Here is a 16914-nt window from a genome sequence, read left to right as displayed (position 1 = left end):
TGAGATGCTTTAGGCATTAATAGTTGATAGGATATTTATAACCTTATATAATATCACCAGTATAAATAAAATTATGAAAAAGAGGTATTTACTTATTGTGGCATTGGCTACTATTGGATTTTTTTCCTGTAGCAAACAGGGATTTCTAGATCAGACGCAATCTACCGATTTGAATGAACAAGTGGTGTTTGCGGATAGTGTCTATACGCTTAATTTTCTATCCAGTATTTATTCAGATATTGGGTTTTCTACTTGGCCGAGGCGTTTTGGTGGAGGTGGTTTGGATGCCAGCACAGATGAAGCAGAGGGAGCAGGATTGGGTAGTGCCAATACATTTATTCAGTTTGCAACAGGTACTGTAAATTCCAACATGATCACTAGGGATGCATGGTCTACAAGTTACACGAACATTCGTCGAGTAAATATATTATTGAAAAACTTAAACCAGACAAAATTTGGCAATGATATAAAATCTAGAGTGAAAGCCGAATCACGTTTTTTGCGTGCCTATTACTATTTTATTCTTCTGGAACATTACGCAGGTGTGCCTCTAATGGGGGATAGTGTTTATCGCGCAACTGACATAATTCCATTTGAACGAAATTCTTATGAGGAATGTGTCGACTATATCGTTTCCGAATGTGATGCTGCAGCAGAAGATTTGCCTTGGGTTCATGAAGGTGAAAATTATGGGCGAATCAATAAAGCGGCTTGCTTTGGATTAAAATCAAGGGTATTGCTATACGCCGCTAGTCCGTTATATAATGGTGAATCTGTCGCATCTGATGGAGCTTTGCAGGGAATCGTAGGCTATCCCAATGCAGATCCTCAGCGTTGGAAAAGAGCTGAAGACGCCGCTGCACAAGTCCTTGCGTCTGGACAATATAGCTTGCATATAAATAATACAACAGAACCAGGATTTGGATTTTACCAAGTATTTCAGTTACGTAAAAACACCGAATACATTCTGGCAAGAATGCAAGCAGCAAATCGAGATTTGGAAGGTATCTTTCATCCACCAACATTTGGGTTAGGAAGCCCTGGAGCTTATCCATACCTAGAAACCGTTAATGCGTTTGGTATGAAAAATGGATTGCCGATTACGGATCCAACCTCAGGATACGATCCATTGCAGCCTTATAAAGATCGAGATCCTCGTTTAGCTAATACCGTCACTAGAGATCAATCTCTTGTATTCCATAGAGATGGATTGGCGAGGCGTCCGGTAAACATTTTTATAGATAAAACTAATCCCAACAACGCGATCTCGGGACAGGACGCAATTTACAAAGGCACGCCTACAGGATATTACACCTATAAGATGGTTCATCGTAATGTTGCTGCCGATTGGTTTAGTACAGAAACTCCTCGATGCATGCCGATCATACGGTATGCTGAAATCCTATTAAATTTTGCAGAGGCACGTAATGAACGTTTAGGCACGCCAGATATTGAAGTATATGCTGCTGTCGAATCTATTCGTGAACGAGCAGGACTATCTCCTTATAAATTGCCCTTAAATCTGTCGCAGGAAGAGATGAGGCGGATTATTCAAAATGAACGGCAGAAAGAATTGGCATTTGAAGGACATCGTTTCTTTGATGTACGCCGGTGGAAGATTGCTGAACTAGTTGAAAATAGCCAATTGCATGGAACGGAACCAATCCGCAATGCCGCAGGGACGACCTACAACACGATCAATGTACGTAAACGTGTATTCAGCAACCGCATGTATTTATGGCCAATCCCACAGTCAGAAGTTGCCAAATCAACAGATTTATTACAAAATCCAGGATACTAATTATAAAAAAACGCATGAAAAATTCAGCAATTCGGGGCTTTATGATGCTTATTTTAATCGCCCAACTATCGTGTAAAGATGAAATATCAAAAATGGTTTTTGACGAAACGAACAAAGATATAACAGGAAATTGGAAGGTGGTACAGCTTACTAGAAATGGGGAAGAGATCGGCAAGCGAATGGACCTAAGTGGTTTTTATATCAATTTTAAAAACGACGGTACCTATGATTTATCAGAGGAATTACCTTTTGTACTTAATGAAGAAGGGAATTATACTTTGAGCGATCCTCAATATCCTTTTGGTATCATTTTACATCCAAAGGGGCAAACCAATACAGTTCCTGTTAAGTTTCAATTTCCGATCGTAAAAGGTGAGCGCCAATTGAGCCTGTCCTTTAGCCTAGGATGTTCCACGAATACCTATCAATACCAATTTGAACGCCAAAATTAAGATTATGAATCGCCCATTTCAACGACTAAAATATGTGTACCTATTTATTGGAGTAGGTATGACCATATTCTTAATGCATTGCGGCCTTACCGCATTGACTGTAACGGTTCCAGCCACAGCGAAAGCGAACGAACGAGCTACATTTTATATGCATTCTGGAGCACAACCAAGAATCGAAGAGCCAAATACGTATACAACGCAGCTAGTAGCGGGAATTATGGTTCCCAAGAGTTGGAACGCGCGTCAAAATGCCGTGCTCACGTATACAAGCACCAAAGGTAATGGAACCTTGCGTATGATTCCAGACTCTGAAACCGAACCTGTTTCAGGACTTAATTGGCATCAGGCTGCAAAAAAAATGTTCGGCGTTGGTCCTAACCTGATCGATGATTTCGAATGGATTATCTATCGCAGCACACAGTCGTTTACATTTACCAACAATGAAGATGAGCGTGCTGACCTGAGCTTCGATGTAAAGGTTGAATGCAGTGTTGGCAGTGAAAACATGCTGGTTAGTTTAGGTTTTTATGTAGGCTCTTCAATCGAAAATCTACGACCAGACGATACTGATTATAAAAAATTCACATTTTCGAATCCCATAGAGATTTACGAAGGTGAAGGCGACTTGCTCGATTTTGTCAATCCGCAATTAAGCACGGTTCAGCCAGTTAAAAGCTTTGACAACGATATCATCACGCTGTCTTTTGATGCGGGCGTAATTGAAACCGAACTTCAAAACCTCGACGATGTTTATATTCAGATAAAGGCATTCGATGAATCAGACCAACTATTGGGAGAAATAAATACCCGCGATATCAAATCGAAACTCAAGCCATCAGCAGGTAAAAAGATATTATTGGATATCTGGCCAAGGGGATATTTTAATATGCAGCCAAACGCTCAGATCGCACGCTTAGAATATTTTTATACCGATGGTACAGGTACAAAAAAAGTGGGATATGGAAATACAGATCAGCCTTTTAAATATACGTTTCGCTGTCAATAGGTGAAATCTATAATCGGTAAACCACATCAATTACAATTAAAATTATAACTATGTTTAATCACTATATAAAGTTGGGAATGGTAGGCGCATGGCTGTTTTTCTTCAGTGCCCATACAATCTATGCCAGTTCTTTTCACAGGATTGCAAGCTTTCCTCAACAAAATAAAGAGATCCTAAAAGTTGTTGACGAATTTGGCAAGCCATTAGCAGGGGCGAAGGTCTATTCTGTAGAACAGCAATTGCTTGCGACAACGGACGAATTTGGCGAAGCTGAATTGGAATATTCAGATAGGGAAATCACTATTCAACATCCTGAATATGTACCGAAAATCATAAAACATAATGGACCAAGCACAGTGTACATGGTCGCTAAATATCTTTTTACTGCTGACTCCATCAACATACTTAATGAAAAGAAGGATCTAAAAAAATCTCTAGGGGCGATATCCACGGTAAATCATCATCAAATAAAAAGCACGCCTACGCCTTTGTATTTAAATGCTTTAACTGGAAGGCTTGCTGGTTTTTATACCCAAGAAATTTCTGGATTTAGATCCGCAAGAACATCGCCAATCACTTTTTCGGACCTTGCTGGATCCTTGCCGGGTGAAGCCACGAAATATAGCACGAGTTTAAGTGACAATAGCGAAGTTGCATTCCAATTGCGGGGTCAAAATCCAATTACCATCATCGACGGTGTGCAACGCGAAATATATTCCATAGATCCTGAAAGCATCGAATCCATCACGGTAATAAAAGATGCGTTATCATCGCTCCTTTTAGGTCAGCGAAGCTCCAGAGGAATATTGCAGATTACTACCCATCGAGGTAAAATTGGGGCTCCGAGAGTTTCATTTACCGCACAGACGGGTTTTCAAGAATCATTAAAACAAGTCAACCCTCTGGACGCTCATCAATATGCTTATCTCTACAACGAAGCGTTGCTGAATTCAGGCCGTCAGCCAGTATACAGCCAAGAAGATTACGATGCCTATAAGTCAGGAAGCTCACCCTATTTGCTTCCAAATGTAAATTGGTATGACGCTATTTTAAAGGAACATAATCCCATCACGAAATATAATTTGGGTGTCAATGGTGGAATAAAAAACGCTCGTTACGCAATTTCGTTAAGTTACTTAAATCAAGAGGGGATGTTCAATTCTTCAGATCAGTTCGATTACGATACGAATTTGGAACAATCTCGGTACTTGATCAACAGTACAATAGATGTGGATGTGACCAGTGATTTCACAATTGGACTGCAGTTGTTTGGCCGCATTCAAAATGGAAGGCAACCGGGTGCAGGAACACAGGAGATTTTTAGAAGCCTTTTTTCTACTCCGAACAATGCTTATCCTATTTTTAATCCCGATGGGTCATATGGTGGCTCCTCTGTATTCAAAACAAATTTGTACCAACAGGCTACTGGTTCGGGTTATCTGCTTGACAATACTAGGGACATTTTAGCTAATCTCGATTTGAAGTATAAGTTTGATCGTTGGCTTCCTGGCCTTTATGCTCAAGGGAAAGTGAATGTGTCCTCTTCTTCTTCCAGTATTGTAGATCGAAGCCGTAGACAGCCCGTATTTGATGTTACTTACAATGATCAGAATGAATTGACTTATGTAAGATTTGGAGACATCACTGATCAGCCGAATTCATTTTCAACCACTTCATCGGCCAACTTCTTCTATTTTCAGGGAGCTCTGGGTTACGATAGAGAGTTTGCGGGAGGACATCAGGTAGGAGGAAAGCTATTTTTTGATCAGCAGACATCCAATTATCAATTTGACTTACCCGCAATTTACACGAATGTTGCTGCAACGGGAAATTATGCATATAAAAACAAGTACTTCGCCGAAGTCGCTGTAAATTATTCTGGTTTTAATCGTTTTAAACCAGGAAGTAAATTTGGATTGTTTTATGCTGCCGGCTTAGGATGGGACCTGGCTCAAGAATCTTTTCTTGCCGATCAAACCAATTGGCTGGATCAGTTCAAACTGAAAGTAACTTATGGTCATACAGGTAATGTAAATGAAGGGGCTTTAGGATATTATAGCTGGCGTACTTCATTTGGTCAAGGTGGCATTGATGCGTACGAGTTTGGTTCTGAATATACACGGTTTAACAGTTTAGTTGAAAAAGGATTAGCCAATGTCGGAGCTACTTGGGAAAAAGGAAATAAGCTTAATGTGGGGCTTGATATTTCGCTGTTAAAATCTAAATTCAAGCTGAGTGCCGCATATTATCGCGACAGTTATTCTGATTTGTTGCAGCAACGTGGATCGACCATTGAACTGATCGGCATTAGTTATCCGAATGAAAATATCGGAAAGAATCTATATGAAGGTCAGGAAATCGAATTAACCTATCAAAACCATCTTGGAAACTTTAATTATTTCATAGCGGCAAATGTTTCGCGCATGCGAACAGAAGTCCTTTATATGAACGAAGTATTTCAAAAATATTCTTGGAATCATCGCACAGGCATGCCTGTTGGACAAACCTTTGGTTATTTGGCTGACGGTTTGATCCAAAGCCAAGAAGAAGCGGATGCTGCTCCTCGTCTGGCTGGAAATGTTGTCAATCCTGGAGATGTTAAGTTAGTTGACCTGAACGGTGATGGTATTATCAACATTTACGATCAAACAGCTATCGGCAATACTAAACCGATGGTGTTTTATGGCACTACACTAGGATTTAATTTTGCTGGGATTGATTGCAGCATTTTACTTCAAGGGGTAACAAATCGAACATATCAACAGACCGATTATTCCTTTGGAAGCAACGGGGAAGGACAGGGTTATGATTACATGCTTGGGCGATGGACGCCCGAGACAGCTTCTACAGCTACTTATCCACGTTTGACTATAGGTTTTGATCCAACAAACACGCCGTACTTAAATAATTCGAGTTATTGGACACGTTCTGGAGCTTATTTGAGGGTGCGCAATGTCGATGTAGGATATACCTTCCCATATGCGTGGAGCAAAAAAATTAATCTTGCCGCATTGCGAATATTTGCAAATGCTCAAAACCTGTTTACAACGACTTCCTATGATCGTTTGGATCCGGAGATTTATGGCAATACAGCCTATCCCATCCAACGCATTATTAATTTCGGTGTGAACATTAAATTATAACCTTAGACATATACAGATATGAAGTTTATTAATCTAACAGGGGTAATCCTTATCGGTCTAGCAGTGTTGACATATTCTTGTAAAAGCGATCTGGAAACAGAGCCTATTGAATTGCAGACACTAGAAGAAATTTTTAATGTTAAAGATTCTGTCGGCGCGAATGCAGAAAGGTTTTTGGCAGATAGTTACCGATTTTTGCCAAGCACAGGAAATAGAGTTGGAGGTGATTTTCTCGATGCAGCCACCGATGACGCAGTGTCATCTAATCCAACCAATACATCAGTCCAGCAATTGGCATTGGGTACTTATTCGTCAGATAGTTACCATGATAACTTTTGGACATCTGGCTACGAGGGTATTCGAAGAACAAGTATTTTTATTCAGAATATCGATCGCGTTCCTTTGAAAGGACGTTTGGCAAATGGAACGCCATTTAATCGAGTATGGAAAGCTGAAGCGCGTTTCGTTCGAGCAATGTTGTATTTCGAGTTGGTGAAGCGACATGGCGGTGTGCCTTTACTGTATGACAAAGTATATCAATTGAATGACGATATCAATCTACCTAGAAATAAATTTGAAGAATGTATCGATTTTATAGTGAGCGAATGCGACCTTGTTAAAGATAGCCTGCATGTAGACCCAATAAGTCTTACGCTATTTGGAAGGCCGACCAAAGCCGCTGCGCTAGCGCTCAAATCACGTGTACTGTTGTACGCTGCTAGTCCACTTTTTAATGGAGGGAATATAGATGGACAAAATCCGCTGACGGGTTATGCTGCTATGGATGCGACACGATGGCAATCTGCGGAGAATGCAGCAAAAGCTATTATGGATCTGGAATTATTTGCACTAGAACCAGATTTTAGAAACGTATTTATCAGCAGGAACAATGAACGGATTTTCTCAAAGCAAGGAGGCAATAACACCAGCTACGAAAATAACAACGGACCAATTGGCTATTCATCCGCTTTAAATAACGGGCGTACAAGTCCCACTCAAGAATTGGTCGATGCATTTGGAATGGAGAACGGGTTGCCAATTACAGATCCTAACTCTGGTTATGACGAAAATAATCCTTATTTGGGGCGGGACAAGCGTTTCTATGCGACGATTTTTTATTCTGGTGCGATGTGGTTAAATCGTCCTGTACAGACTTATGAAGGTGGCGCAGACAAACCTGGTGGTTCCCGCCAACAAACTAAGACAGGCTATTATTTACGGAAATTTATGGGAAATTTTGAAACAGCTTCTAACTATAGCAACACCAATCACGACCATATTCTATTTCGCTATGCCGAAACACTTTTGAATTTTGCTGAAGCCCGGAACGAACGCTTAACGGTTCCTGATTTGGCCGTGTATCAAGCAATAGAAAGGATTCGTGAACGTGCTGGACTGAATCCATATTCTTTGCCTCTTGGACTTACTAAAATCCAAATGCGAGACATCATCCAAAATGAGCGCCGCAAAGAGTTGGCGTTTGAAGAACATCGCTTTTATGATGTCAGAAGATGGAAGCTTGCCGAGGAAGAGTTTAATAAGGAATTGCACGCGGCGATTATATATCAGGCCGGCACAGGAGTGATTAGGCAAACGGCGGTTGTCTATAAAATGAATTTTGAAAATCGAATGTATTTGGCGCCAATACCTTTCAGCGAAGTAGTGAAAAATCCAAATATGGTCCAAAATCCAGGATGGTAAGCAACAGGATTTATTTTCCAATAGCAACATAGACATGAAAAAAAATATTTATATCGTATTAGCAATCCTAATATTTCCATTGTTGACAATCGCTCAATCAACAGTCACTGGTATTATCAAGAATACGGATGGAACGTTAGCTGGAGTGACAATTACTGAAAAGGGGAGCTCCAATACCGTACAATCTGATGAAAATGGACGTTTCAGCATCTCCCTAAGGAGCACCCAAGTATTGGTGTTTTCAAGCGTCGGCTACGCGTCTCAAGAGCGGTCAGCGAAGCCCGGAGAACAACTCGAAATCTTCTTGCAATCTAACAATCAGGATATTAATGAGGTGGTCGTGGTAGGATTTGGTACTACCAAAAAGTTGACAAATACTGGCGCAGTAAGTTCTATTAAAGGAGCTGATATCCGTCAGATTCCAACCTCAAGTGTACAGAATGCATTAACAGGACGACTGCCAGGATTTGTTTCCGTACAGCGTTCTGGGCAACCGGGTAGAGATGCGTCAGATTTTTATATCCGAGGGGTCAGCTCGTTAAATCCAGACGGCAATCAGCCTTTGATTATTGTTGATGATATCGAGTACACGTATGAGCAACTCTCACAGATCAATGTGAATGAGATCGAGAGCATCTCCATACTTAAAGATGCATCGACCACAGCTGTGTTTGGTATTAAAGGAGCTAACGGCGTTCTGGTCGTAAAAACTCATCGAGGTGAATCAGGGAAACCTAAAATCAATGCGCGTTTTGAATCTGGTTTGCAAAGTCCGGTCACCAAACTCGAATTTCTGGATGCTTACGAAAGTGCATTGCTCTGGAACGAAGCCATCAACAATACGGCTAACGATAATACCTACCAACCTTTTAGCGAACAAGCGTTGGCTCATTTTAGAGATGGCGATGATCCGTATACTTACCCTGATATTAATTGGTATGAGCGCATTTTTAAACCGGCAAGTCTTCAATACAATACAAATGTAGACATCACTGGTGGTGGCGAACGGATTAAATATTTTATATCGGGAGGAGCTTTCTCACAAGATGGAAATCTTTATGACTTTCAAAACGAGGCTAACAAAGTAAATAACAACTATTACTACAGGCGGTACAATTTGCGATCTAACCTAGATATTCAAGCTACCAAGAGCTTAAAGCTTAGACTGGATGTACGTGCTAACTTTAACAGGATCAATTCTCCAAGAGCAGGCAATATTGTAGGAGAAGTATTTGACTTTAGTAAAATCAGACCTTGGTCAGCCCCATTTCTTAATCCAAATGGATCTTATTCTTATGCTAGCGATACTCAGGAACTTCTTCCAACCATCAATGCTCGTCTTGGAACGTCTGGTTATCATCTCGATAGGCGCAATGATATTAACATTCTTTTTGGTGGAACCCAAGAGTTGGAATCAATTGCCAAAGGTTTGTCATTATCAGGGAGAGTCGCTTATGCAAGCGTCGAATCGAATGGGCGCGAGCAGGGACGTGACCAAATACCCGTGTATCGGTATTTTCCAGATACTGACTCCTATATTTTGAAAGGTGGAGCGCCTTATGTTATGGATAATTATACACTGAGAGCGTACCAAGGTGATTACAATAACAGAGTGAATGCACAGCTTAGCCTTAATTACAGTAGATCATTTAACGATCATACGATCAATTCTTTATTGCTTTACAATCGTGAATCTTATAATTCCCGCGGAGACAAAAGATCAAATTGGATTCCTCAAAATTTTGAAGGTTTTACTTTTCGAACAGGTTATGATTACAAACAAAAGTACTTGCTTGATTTGACTTTGGCTTACAACGGTTCGGACCGATTCCAATCCGATCAGCGATATGGATTTTTCCCAGCGATCTCTGTTGGATATAACCTTGCTCAAGAACAATTTTTTCAAAATAGGTTTGATTTTTTCGATTTGTTTAAGTTTCGTGGATCTTACGGTATAGTCGGTTCGGATAAAGTTGCTGGCGACCGATATTTATTCCAGCAGGTGTATAATGAAGGAGGCCCTTACTCATTTGGTGTATCTCATCAGGCGTCAGGGACGATCTATGAAGGAAACCTCGGTAATAGCAACGTGACTTGGGAAAAGCAATCTTCCTTTGATATTGGTTTGGATTTAAGTGTGTTTAATAACAAACTGGGGCTAACAGTAGATTATTTCAATAACATTCGCTACGATCAGCTGGTAACTTCCCAATCGTTGCCACTTCATATTGGTGTCGGAGTTTCTCCGACAAATATTGCGCGCGTCAGGAACCGCGGTGTAGAACTTGAACTAAATTACAATGATAACATTGGCCAGTTCAGCTACAATATCAAAGGAGTGTTTTCTTATTTTAAAAACAAGATCTTATTTCAAGACGAACCGTCTCCAGCTTTTCCATGGCTGAGATCGACGGGTCATCAGATCGGACAGCCTATGGGTTACTTGTTTGATGGGTTTTATTCAGAAGAAAACATAGCTTCTAGCCCGATACCTGCTGGAGGTTACCAAGTACAGCCCGGCGATTTACGGTACAAAGATCTCAATGAAGATGGAGTAATCGATGATTACGATAGAACGACGATTGGAAGACCAAATATACCAAACTCAAGCTTTGGTCTGACTTTAGGAGGTAGCTACAAAGGTTTCAGTGCCAATGTGTTATTTCAGGGAACTACAGGCTATAGTTTTAGTGTGCAGGGAAGTGGAATAGAGCCTTTTAAAAGCCAATTTCTGCCTATTCACCAAGAGCGATGGACTCCTGAAACGGCAGCTACTGCTAAGTTTCCTAGACTAACGACTAATCCAACTACCGTGAATAGTCCGTCATCGTACATGTCAGATTTTTGGTTAATCGATGCTACCTACCTAAGGCTAAAGACCGTCGAATTGGGCTATCAATTTCCTGATCGATGGTTACCGTTAACGATTAGCAACGCGCGTCTATATGTAAGTGGCTATAATTTATTGACATGGACCAACTATTCATTGTATCAGCAAGACCCTGAGGTTACTTCCAACACAGCGGGAGATGCTTATCAGAATCAGCGCGTAGTCAATTTGGGAATTCAGATAGGTTTTTAGAATGTTTCCGACGATCTCATCCTTGATTAATTATTTGTTTAGTACAAACTTTAATTGGCCATTTCCCACATTCGGTTTTTTTGTGGCTTTGGCTTTTGTGCTTTCCTATTTTACCTTCAAAAGTGAATTTGAAAGGAAAGAAAAATTAGGAGATATTAAAGCTTTTCCTTCCGAAAATAAGTTCGCTAAGAACTATTTTTGGATCTATTTAATGGTCTATGCTGTTTCGGGATTTGTCGTTGGGTACAAGCTAGTTGGAGTAGTAGGAGCGTACAAGTTATTTATTAGTGATCCGTATGGTTTTATGTTTTCAAGTGCTGGAAGTTGGCTCGGTGGAATCATCTTTCTATTGCTCGCAATGCTCGCCTTTTATTTTGAATACAAGAAATCTCAAAATATCTCAGATGGGCAAGTAAGTGTTTTAGTAAGCCCTAAAGAATTGATGCCAACCTTGGTCTTGTGGGCTGCGGTCACAGGATTTATAGGCGCAAAATTATTTAATGTTTTTGAAGATTACGAACTGCATAAATCACACTCGCTGATTGATATTTTTCATTTTAGCGGATTGACTTTTTGGGGTGGTTTAATTTTTGGGGCAGCGAGCTACTTGTACATCGGCATTCGGAACGGCATTCCTTGGAAACACTTAGCTGATATTGGTTCATTAGGAATGCTGGTCGCCTATGCTGTCGGACGTATGGGATGCCATTTTTCGGGTGATGGTGATTGGGGGATTGTCAATCGTACAGTTAAACCTTTGAACTGGTTGCAGGATTGGATGTGGTCATCTACATTTCCGCATAATGTGATCAATCAAGGAAAATACATTGACGGATGTACGGGAGCATATTGTCATGAGCTTATCGACCCTGTCTATCCCACATCTTTATACGAGTTCTCCAGCATACTCTTAGTCTTTTTCGTGCTTTATGCAATCAGGAACAAGGTGAAGACAGCCGGCCTAATGTTTACCATTTATCTTTTTGTCATTGGAATTGAACGCTTTCTTATTGAATTTTTACGCGTTAATTATAAATACGATGCGTTGGGGTACTCGCTATCGGAAGCGCAGCTAATTAGCCTTCTGATAGTAGTCTTCGCAGTTTTCATGTTAGGTCATCTGATCTACCAACGCCAATCGAAAACTCGGTTAACAAAAATTACTATGTAGAAAAAATGATACCTAGCACAACCTAATAAAACTAAGTCAATCTTAACTGTAACGAATTATGAAAAGAAAATTATTTTATCTGTTTGCCCTACTTATTCTCAGCTCCTGCGAACGAGAGTTTCCAAAATTATTAAGCCCAGGACGAATGATTAAAAGTTTTGCATTGGAAAGCGGTCAATATGGAAAGGTAAGTATTGTTTCGTCAAATGATGAACACCAAGTGTTTGTGACCTTACAGCCCGACGCAAACTTGAACTCGTTGAAACCTATTATTGAAATTTCTGACGATGCATCCATAACGCCTTCATCTGGAGATGTAATCGATGTATCAATCAACAAGACGGTTGTTTACAAAGTAACTTCTGCTTCTGGACAAACAAGAGATTGGCAAGTGGTGTTTCGTATTCATGATTCGCAAATCAGCGATTATGACACTTATAGCATTGCTAGCGTGCTGAATGGTAAAGTAATGCAAGTAGAGGGGGATTACAAGTTTAATGAGAAATACCTGATCAATGCGAACATCAATATCGTTAACCCAGAAGTAGCACATGGCGAGAATCTGCAGCGCTGGCAGGAATGGGATATTATTTACCAGCGTACGGAAGATGGAATAAAGTATTATTCATTTAGAAACTTAAATAGTGGTTTGTTGCTTCAAGCCGCTAATGAAGAAGGCGAAAAGGTAATTCAGAACAGAAAGTCATCGACTAATGTAGATGCGCAGTTATGGGCGCTAGAAGAATCGGCAGAATCAGAAGAATATGAAATCATCAATAAGGCGAACGGTTTCTATCTGACATTGAATAGCAGTGGCAGTATCACCTATGTCACGCAACAAACTGGGGATAACTCCGATAGACAGCGATGGGTAATCAATAAATTGCCGAGGGATAGTTACCGCGATGACGATGTCTGCAATTTCTTTAACAGGACAACAGGCTCTGTCGCTTTTGATCAAGGTAACAGTATTCCATTGTCGGATGGAAGAGTTCTGTGGGTGACACAGGATGCATGGTTTGAAGGGTCGCTTGCACCGAATGGCAACTTAAATGGCAATCATTTTATATCCTATAGCAACTCTGTCATTATTCAATCTGCTATGGATAATTGGAGTCCAAATGCGGTTATGATGACTGCCGATGGCCGGTCAAACGGAGGTGTTGGTAACCTGATTCCTAAATACCCAGGGAAAACATGGAGCTGGCCTGGAGCTGGTGTCGAACTAAATAATATTGTCTATATCCATAACACAGAAGGTGAGGGCTTGGGGACAGATAATGATCATCAATCCCTATATAAACTTACCCCAATTACGAACACACATTGGAAGACCGAGCGCACAACGCCCGCTGGCTTAACGGCTTCTGAAAAATTGATGCGGTTTGCAAGCGGCATGGTCAAAGCAAACGATGGGTATGTCTATGTATACGGCAGCCGCAATATTCCAGATAGTTTTGGTTTTAACACCTATCTGTATGTTGCCAGATTCTTGCAAAATGACCCACAGAATTGGACCTTTTGGAATGGAAATGCCTGGGTTGCAACAGCCAGTTTATCGTCATCTGCTCATGTTAGTACAGGTAATGGAACTAATTACGTGAGCTACCTCAATGGTAAATATATCCATCTCACCATGGATCAAGGATTTTACTGTGATATCCCATCCATCAATATGTATATATCTATCTCTAGCAGTCCTACTGGACCATTTACGACAAAAAAGTTAGTACATAGCTTTACGGAGTATTACAAAGGCAAAAATGCTAGGGTGTATACGCCGCTCATTCATACGTCATCGGTTAATGGGAAGGATGAATTATTAATTACGTATAGCATTAATTTTGGCGCATGCGTCGTGAACAATGATGGTGCTATCAAGGAAAGCGATGGTACTTATGATTCGTACTATTATCGAGTGAAGGGTGTCAGGATACCGTATTCTCTATTTGAATAGCCTATGTAAAAACTTCAGTTAATTAAGTAAGTTTATATGTTTGTTATCCCCTCTTATGACGCTCGTTATTCGAGGGGATTTAGAATCCCGAAGTAGTGACTTTTTTCGATTATTATTTCAGAATGAAATAATCGGTTAGTGATGTTTTTGTTCTTTTAAGAGCGAACGCAAATCTCTATCCGCGTCTTGATACTTTCGGCGGGAATCCAAACTTCTTTTTGTACAATCGGGAGAAGTAATGAGGAGAAGTGAATCCCGTGCGGTATGCAATCTCTTTGGTGCTCATATTGCCCTCTTCAAGAAGCTCCTTCGATTTATGAAGACGGAGTTCCAAATGGTATTGATTTGGCGCTACTCCAATTAAGCTTTTGAACACTTTGCGGAATTTGGAGTAACTGATTGGAAACTCCGCTGCTAACTCTTCGATATTTAGATTTCTGTCGAGTTGATGCTGAAGCAGAAATATTACTTTTGAGACCCATAATGATTCGGGATCATCTTTGATCTCTTCCATTAATTTTACTCTGTTCAAAACGGCGATAATCTGTAAAGTTTGGCCAGTAATCATTTGCGGGTATCCAATTTCAGCTTGATGGACCGTGCTTAGCAAATCGGTAAAAGCGGCAATAAGTTTGTTGCTGATACCAGTTTTGATAATAGGAACTTTCTGGTCAAAAAATGACTCCATAAGTTGTTGCGGATAACTACCTTTGAAACCTACCCAATATTCTTCCCAACCAGTGGTTAAATCCGGCTTATACCTATGCCAAACTCCTGGAAATAAGATAAAACAAGTACCGGCATGAATTGCGCATTCTCCTATCGATTCGCATTCGAAAATACCACGGCCACTTGTGATAAAAACGACATAGAAGCCATCTAAAATCCGGCCTTTGTTCCATGAGAAGCCATGATCCAAAGGATGGTCTTTTGGATTGGGATAATCTATGTTTTTTTCGGTCTTGCTATATCCAACTGTTGTAATATAGAAATTCCATTTTTTTTCAAGTTCGCTAATGTTTAGGTATTTATGATAGTTTTCCATAAAATTGCGCAGTAATCATCTATTGAATGTAAGATACAGAAAATATCGACAAAAGAAATTCGCATCAGTTCTTAGGAGATCATTCCATGTTCATTTACTTGCCAAGCAGTAACACGAACCAAAGCCGTTGCTTAATACTATTCCATGTGCGTTGTGGGTTGTTGCCACTAATAGTTCCTAGATTTTCCTAATTCTGACGCAAGATGACAGTTTTACTTTTGGCTTTTTGGGAAACCTAATCAAACGATGAATTTGTCATTGAATCAATTCCTTCATACAGCTCAATCTTATCCAAGAATATCATTTTAGATACTATTTGTTAAAAATTGTAACAGTTATCTTATCTATTCTAATGAATTTGAAAGTCTAAATATTTAGAGCTAGGCCCTCTTTTTTCATTTTTCTTTCAACTCAATAACTTGATTTTATGGGGTATGTAGCGTACTGTCTCATTTTATTTATTTGGCGCTCACGATTTGGCAACACTTTCGAGTTTGGTTTAAAGATAAACGTAATATCAAAAAGTACAACAATCTTGCCAGTTTGATCATTTTATTTTTGGCTGTAAGATCTAAGTTTGTTTAACGATCAATTATACATTCAGTGTAATCTAACTTTTATAAATCATGAAAACTGATATAACTAAAAAACAAATAGACTTTTATGCTGCTAACGGCTTTGTCGTTATTGAGGATTTTTTATCCGCTCAGGAATTGGAGACATGGAGAGCTGCGGTTAAGTCTGCTATTGAGGAGCGAAATGGTAAAAAGATGCCTGGAAAAGATATTGAGATAGGAGAGGACGACGGTATTAACGAGGATACGGCTTATTTCAATAACGTTTTCGACCAGCTCTTAAATCTATGGCAAACAAGTGATGCGGTTAAAGAAATAATGTTGGACGAACGTATTGGAAAAATGGCTGCGACTCTGGCTGGAGTTGATGGCATTCGCATTTGGCATGATCAAGCATTGATCAAACGTCCATGGGCAAATCCTACTTCATGGCATTTAGATACACCATTCTGGTCGTTTTCAGACCGTAGGGCACTTTCGATTTGGGTAGCTCTGGATGACGTAACTCTTGAAAATGGCTGTTTATTCTTTATTCCGGGTTCCCACAAAAAAACCACATTTGAAAATGCTGGCATCGGCAAAAATATGGGTGGAATTTTTGAATTGTATCCCGAATTTAAATCTACGCACTCAAAATCTGCCGTCATAAAAGCAGGCAGTTGCACTTTTCACAATGGTCTTACAATACACGGTGCGCACGCCAACATGACGCCAGGTTTTCGTAGGGCAATGACATGTGCATTTATGCCAGATGGAAATACATATAATGGTACTCCAAACGTGCTGCCTGATGAATACGTAAAGACGCTTAAGGTCGGAGATCTTTTAAATAACGAGCAACAAAATCCGCTAATCTATAAACGGCGCGAATCATCTCTTTAATGCTGATTGACGGGTGTTCACTCGTTCTGCCTAATTTTTAGTTTTTAGTAGAAGATTGTCGGTCCGAGTTCATTAGCATCCAAGAGAAATAATCTTTCG

At 40.1% G+C, this 16914-nt stretch carries 10 protein-coding genes; 9 read left to right on the top strand and 1 reads right to left on the bottom strand.

Annotated features, from left to right (window positions below; all coding sequences use genetic code 11):
- The first annotated feature begins 73 nt into the window (after positions 1-73).
- Genes C4F49_RS17795 through C4F49_RS17760 form a run of 8 tightly spaced genes read left to right on the top strand, consistent with a single transcriptional unit; the run spans position 74 to position 14313 of the window.
- Entirely contained in the window at positions 74-1801 is a 1728-nt protein-coding gene (locus C4F49_RS17795) for a RagB/SusD family nutrient uptake outer membrane protein (RefSeq protein ID WP_196937173.1), read from the top strand.
- A gap of 14 nt (positions 1802-1815) precedes the next feature.
- On the top strand, positions 1816-2253 hold the full coding sequence (locus C4F49_RS17790; protein ID WP_196937172.1) for a DUF5004 domain-containing protein: 438 nt from the start codon (positions 1816-1818) through the stop codon (positions 2251-2253).
- A gap of 4 nt (positions 2254-2257) precedes the next feature.
- The gene (locus C4F49_RS17785; protein WP_196937171.1) at positions 2258-3259 is read left to right on the top strand and encodes a DUF4961 domain-containing protein; all 1002 of its coding nucleotides are present in this window, start codon (positions 2258-2260) and stop codon (positions 3257-3259) included.
- 50 nt (positions 3260-3309) lie between these two features.
- Positions 3310-6402, top strand: a complete 3093-nt coding sequence (locus tag C4F49_RS17780; RefSeq protein ID WP_231388368.1) for a SusC/RagA family TonB-linked outer membrane protein — start codon at positions 3310-3312, stop codon at positions 6400-6402.
- 18 nt (positions 6403-6420) lie between these two features.
- The gene (locus C4F49_RS17775) at positions 6421-8103 is read left to right on the top strand and encodes a RagB/SusD family nutrient uptake outer membrane protein (protein ID WP_196937170.1); all 1683 of its coding nucleotides are present in this window, start codon (positions 6421-6423) and stop codon (positions 8101-8103) included.
- Between the two features lie 34 nt (positions 8104-8137).
- Entirely contained in the window at positions 8138-11185 is a 3048-nt protein-coding gene (locus C4F49_RS17770; protein WP_196937169.1) for a SusC/RagA family TonB-linked outer membrane protein, read from the top strand.
- A 1-nt stretch (position 11186) separates the two neighbouring features.
- A complete protein-coding gene (locus tag C4F49_RS17765; RefSeq protein ID WP_196937168.1) occupies positions 11187-12356 on the top strand; it encodes a prolipoprotein diacylglyceryl transferase in 1170 nt (389 codons plus the stop codon).
- A 58-nt stretch (positions 12357-12414) separates the two neighbouring features.
- A complete protein-coding gene (locus tag C4F49_RS17760) occupies positions 12415-14313 on the top strand; it encodes an RICIN domain-containing protein (protein WP_231388367.1) in 1899 nt (632 codons plus the stop codon).
- A gap of 175 nt (positions 14314-14488) precedes the next feature.
- Here C4F49_RS17760 and C4F49_RS17755 read toward each other — a convergent pair whose 3' ends face one another.
- Positions 14489-15358, bottom strand: coding sequence for a helix-turn-helix domain-containing protein (locus C4F49_RS17755; protein WP_196937167.1), 870 nt, complete (start codon positions 15356-15358; stop codon positions 14489-14491).
- A 626-nt stretch (positions 15359-15984) separates the two neighbouring features.
- Between C4F49_RS17755 and C4F49_RS17750 the strand changes: the two genes are divergently transcribed.
- A complete protein-coding gene (locus C4F49_RS17750) occupies positions 15985-16815 on the top strand; it encodes a phytanoyl-CoA dioxygenase family protein (RefSeq protein ID WP_196937166.1) in 831 nt (276 codons plus the stop codon).
- The last annotated feature ends 99 nt before the right edge of the window (positions 16816-16914 follow it).

Source organism: Sphingobacterium hungaricum (assembly GCF_015210005.1).
Taxonomy (GTDB): domain Bacteria; phylum Bacteroidota; class Bacteroidia; order Sphingobacteriales; family Sphingobacteriaceae; genus Sphingobacterium; species Sphingobacterium hungaricum.
Note: the sequence above shows the minus strand (reverse complement) of the source record. Positions and strands in the feature narration are given on the sequence as shown.

Excerpts from the sequence above, each read along its gene's own strand:
- C4F49_RS17765 (WP_196937168.1), top strand. The coding sequence starts at position 11,187 with ATGTTTCCGACGATCTCATCCTTGATTAATTATTTGTTTAGTACAAAC.
- C4F49_RS17785 (WP_196937171.1), top strand. The coding sequence starts at position 2,258 with ATGAATCGCCCATTTCAACGACTAAAATATGTGTACCTATTTATTGGA.
- C4F49_RS17775 (WP_196937170.1), top strand. The coding sequence starts at position 6,421 with ATGAAGTTTATTAATCTAACAGGGGTAATCCTTATCGGTCTAGCAGTG.
- C4F49_RS17755 (WP_196937167.1), bottom strand. The coding sequence starts at position 15,358 with ATGGAAAACTATCATAAATACCTAAACATTAGCGAACTTGAAAAAAAA.
- C4F49_RS17760 (WP_231388367.1), top strand. The coding sequence starts at position 12,415 with ATGAAAAGAAAATTATTTTATCTGTTTGCCCTACTTATTCTCAGCTCC.
- C4F49_RS17780 (WP_231388368.1), top strand. The coding sequence starts at position 3,310 with ATGTTTAATCACTATATAAAGTTGGGAATGGTAGGCGCATGGCTGTTT.
- C4F49_RS17750 (WP_196937166.1), top strand. The coding sequence starts at position 15,985 with ATGAAAACTGATATAACTAAAAAACAAATAGACTTTTATGCTGCTAAC.
- C4F49_RS17790 (WP_196937172.1), top strand. The coding sequence starts at position 1,816 with ATGAAAAATTCAGCAATTCGGGGCTTTATGATGCTTATTTTAATCGCC.
- C4F49_RS17795 (WP_196937173.1), top strand. The coding sequence starts at position 74 with ATGAAAAAGAGGTATTTACTTATTGTGGCATTGGCTACTATTGGATTT.
- C4F49_RS17770 (WP_196937169.1), top strand. The coding sequence starts at position 8,138 with ATGAAAAAAAATATTTATATCGTATTAGCAATCCTAATATTTCCATTG.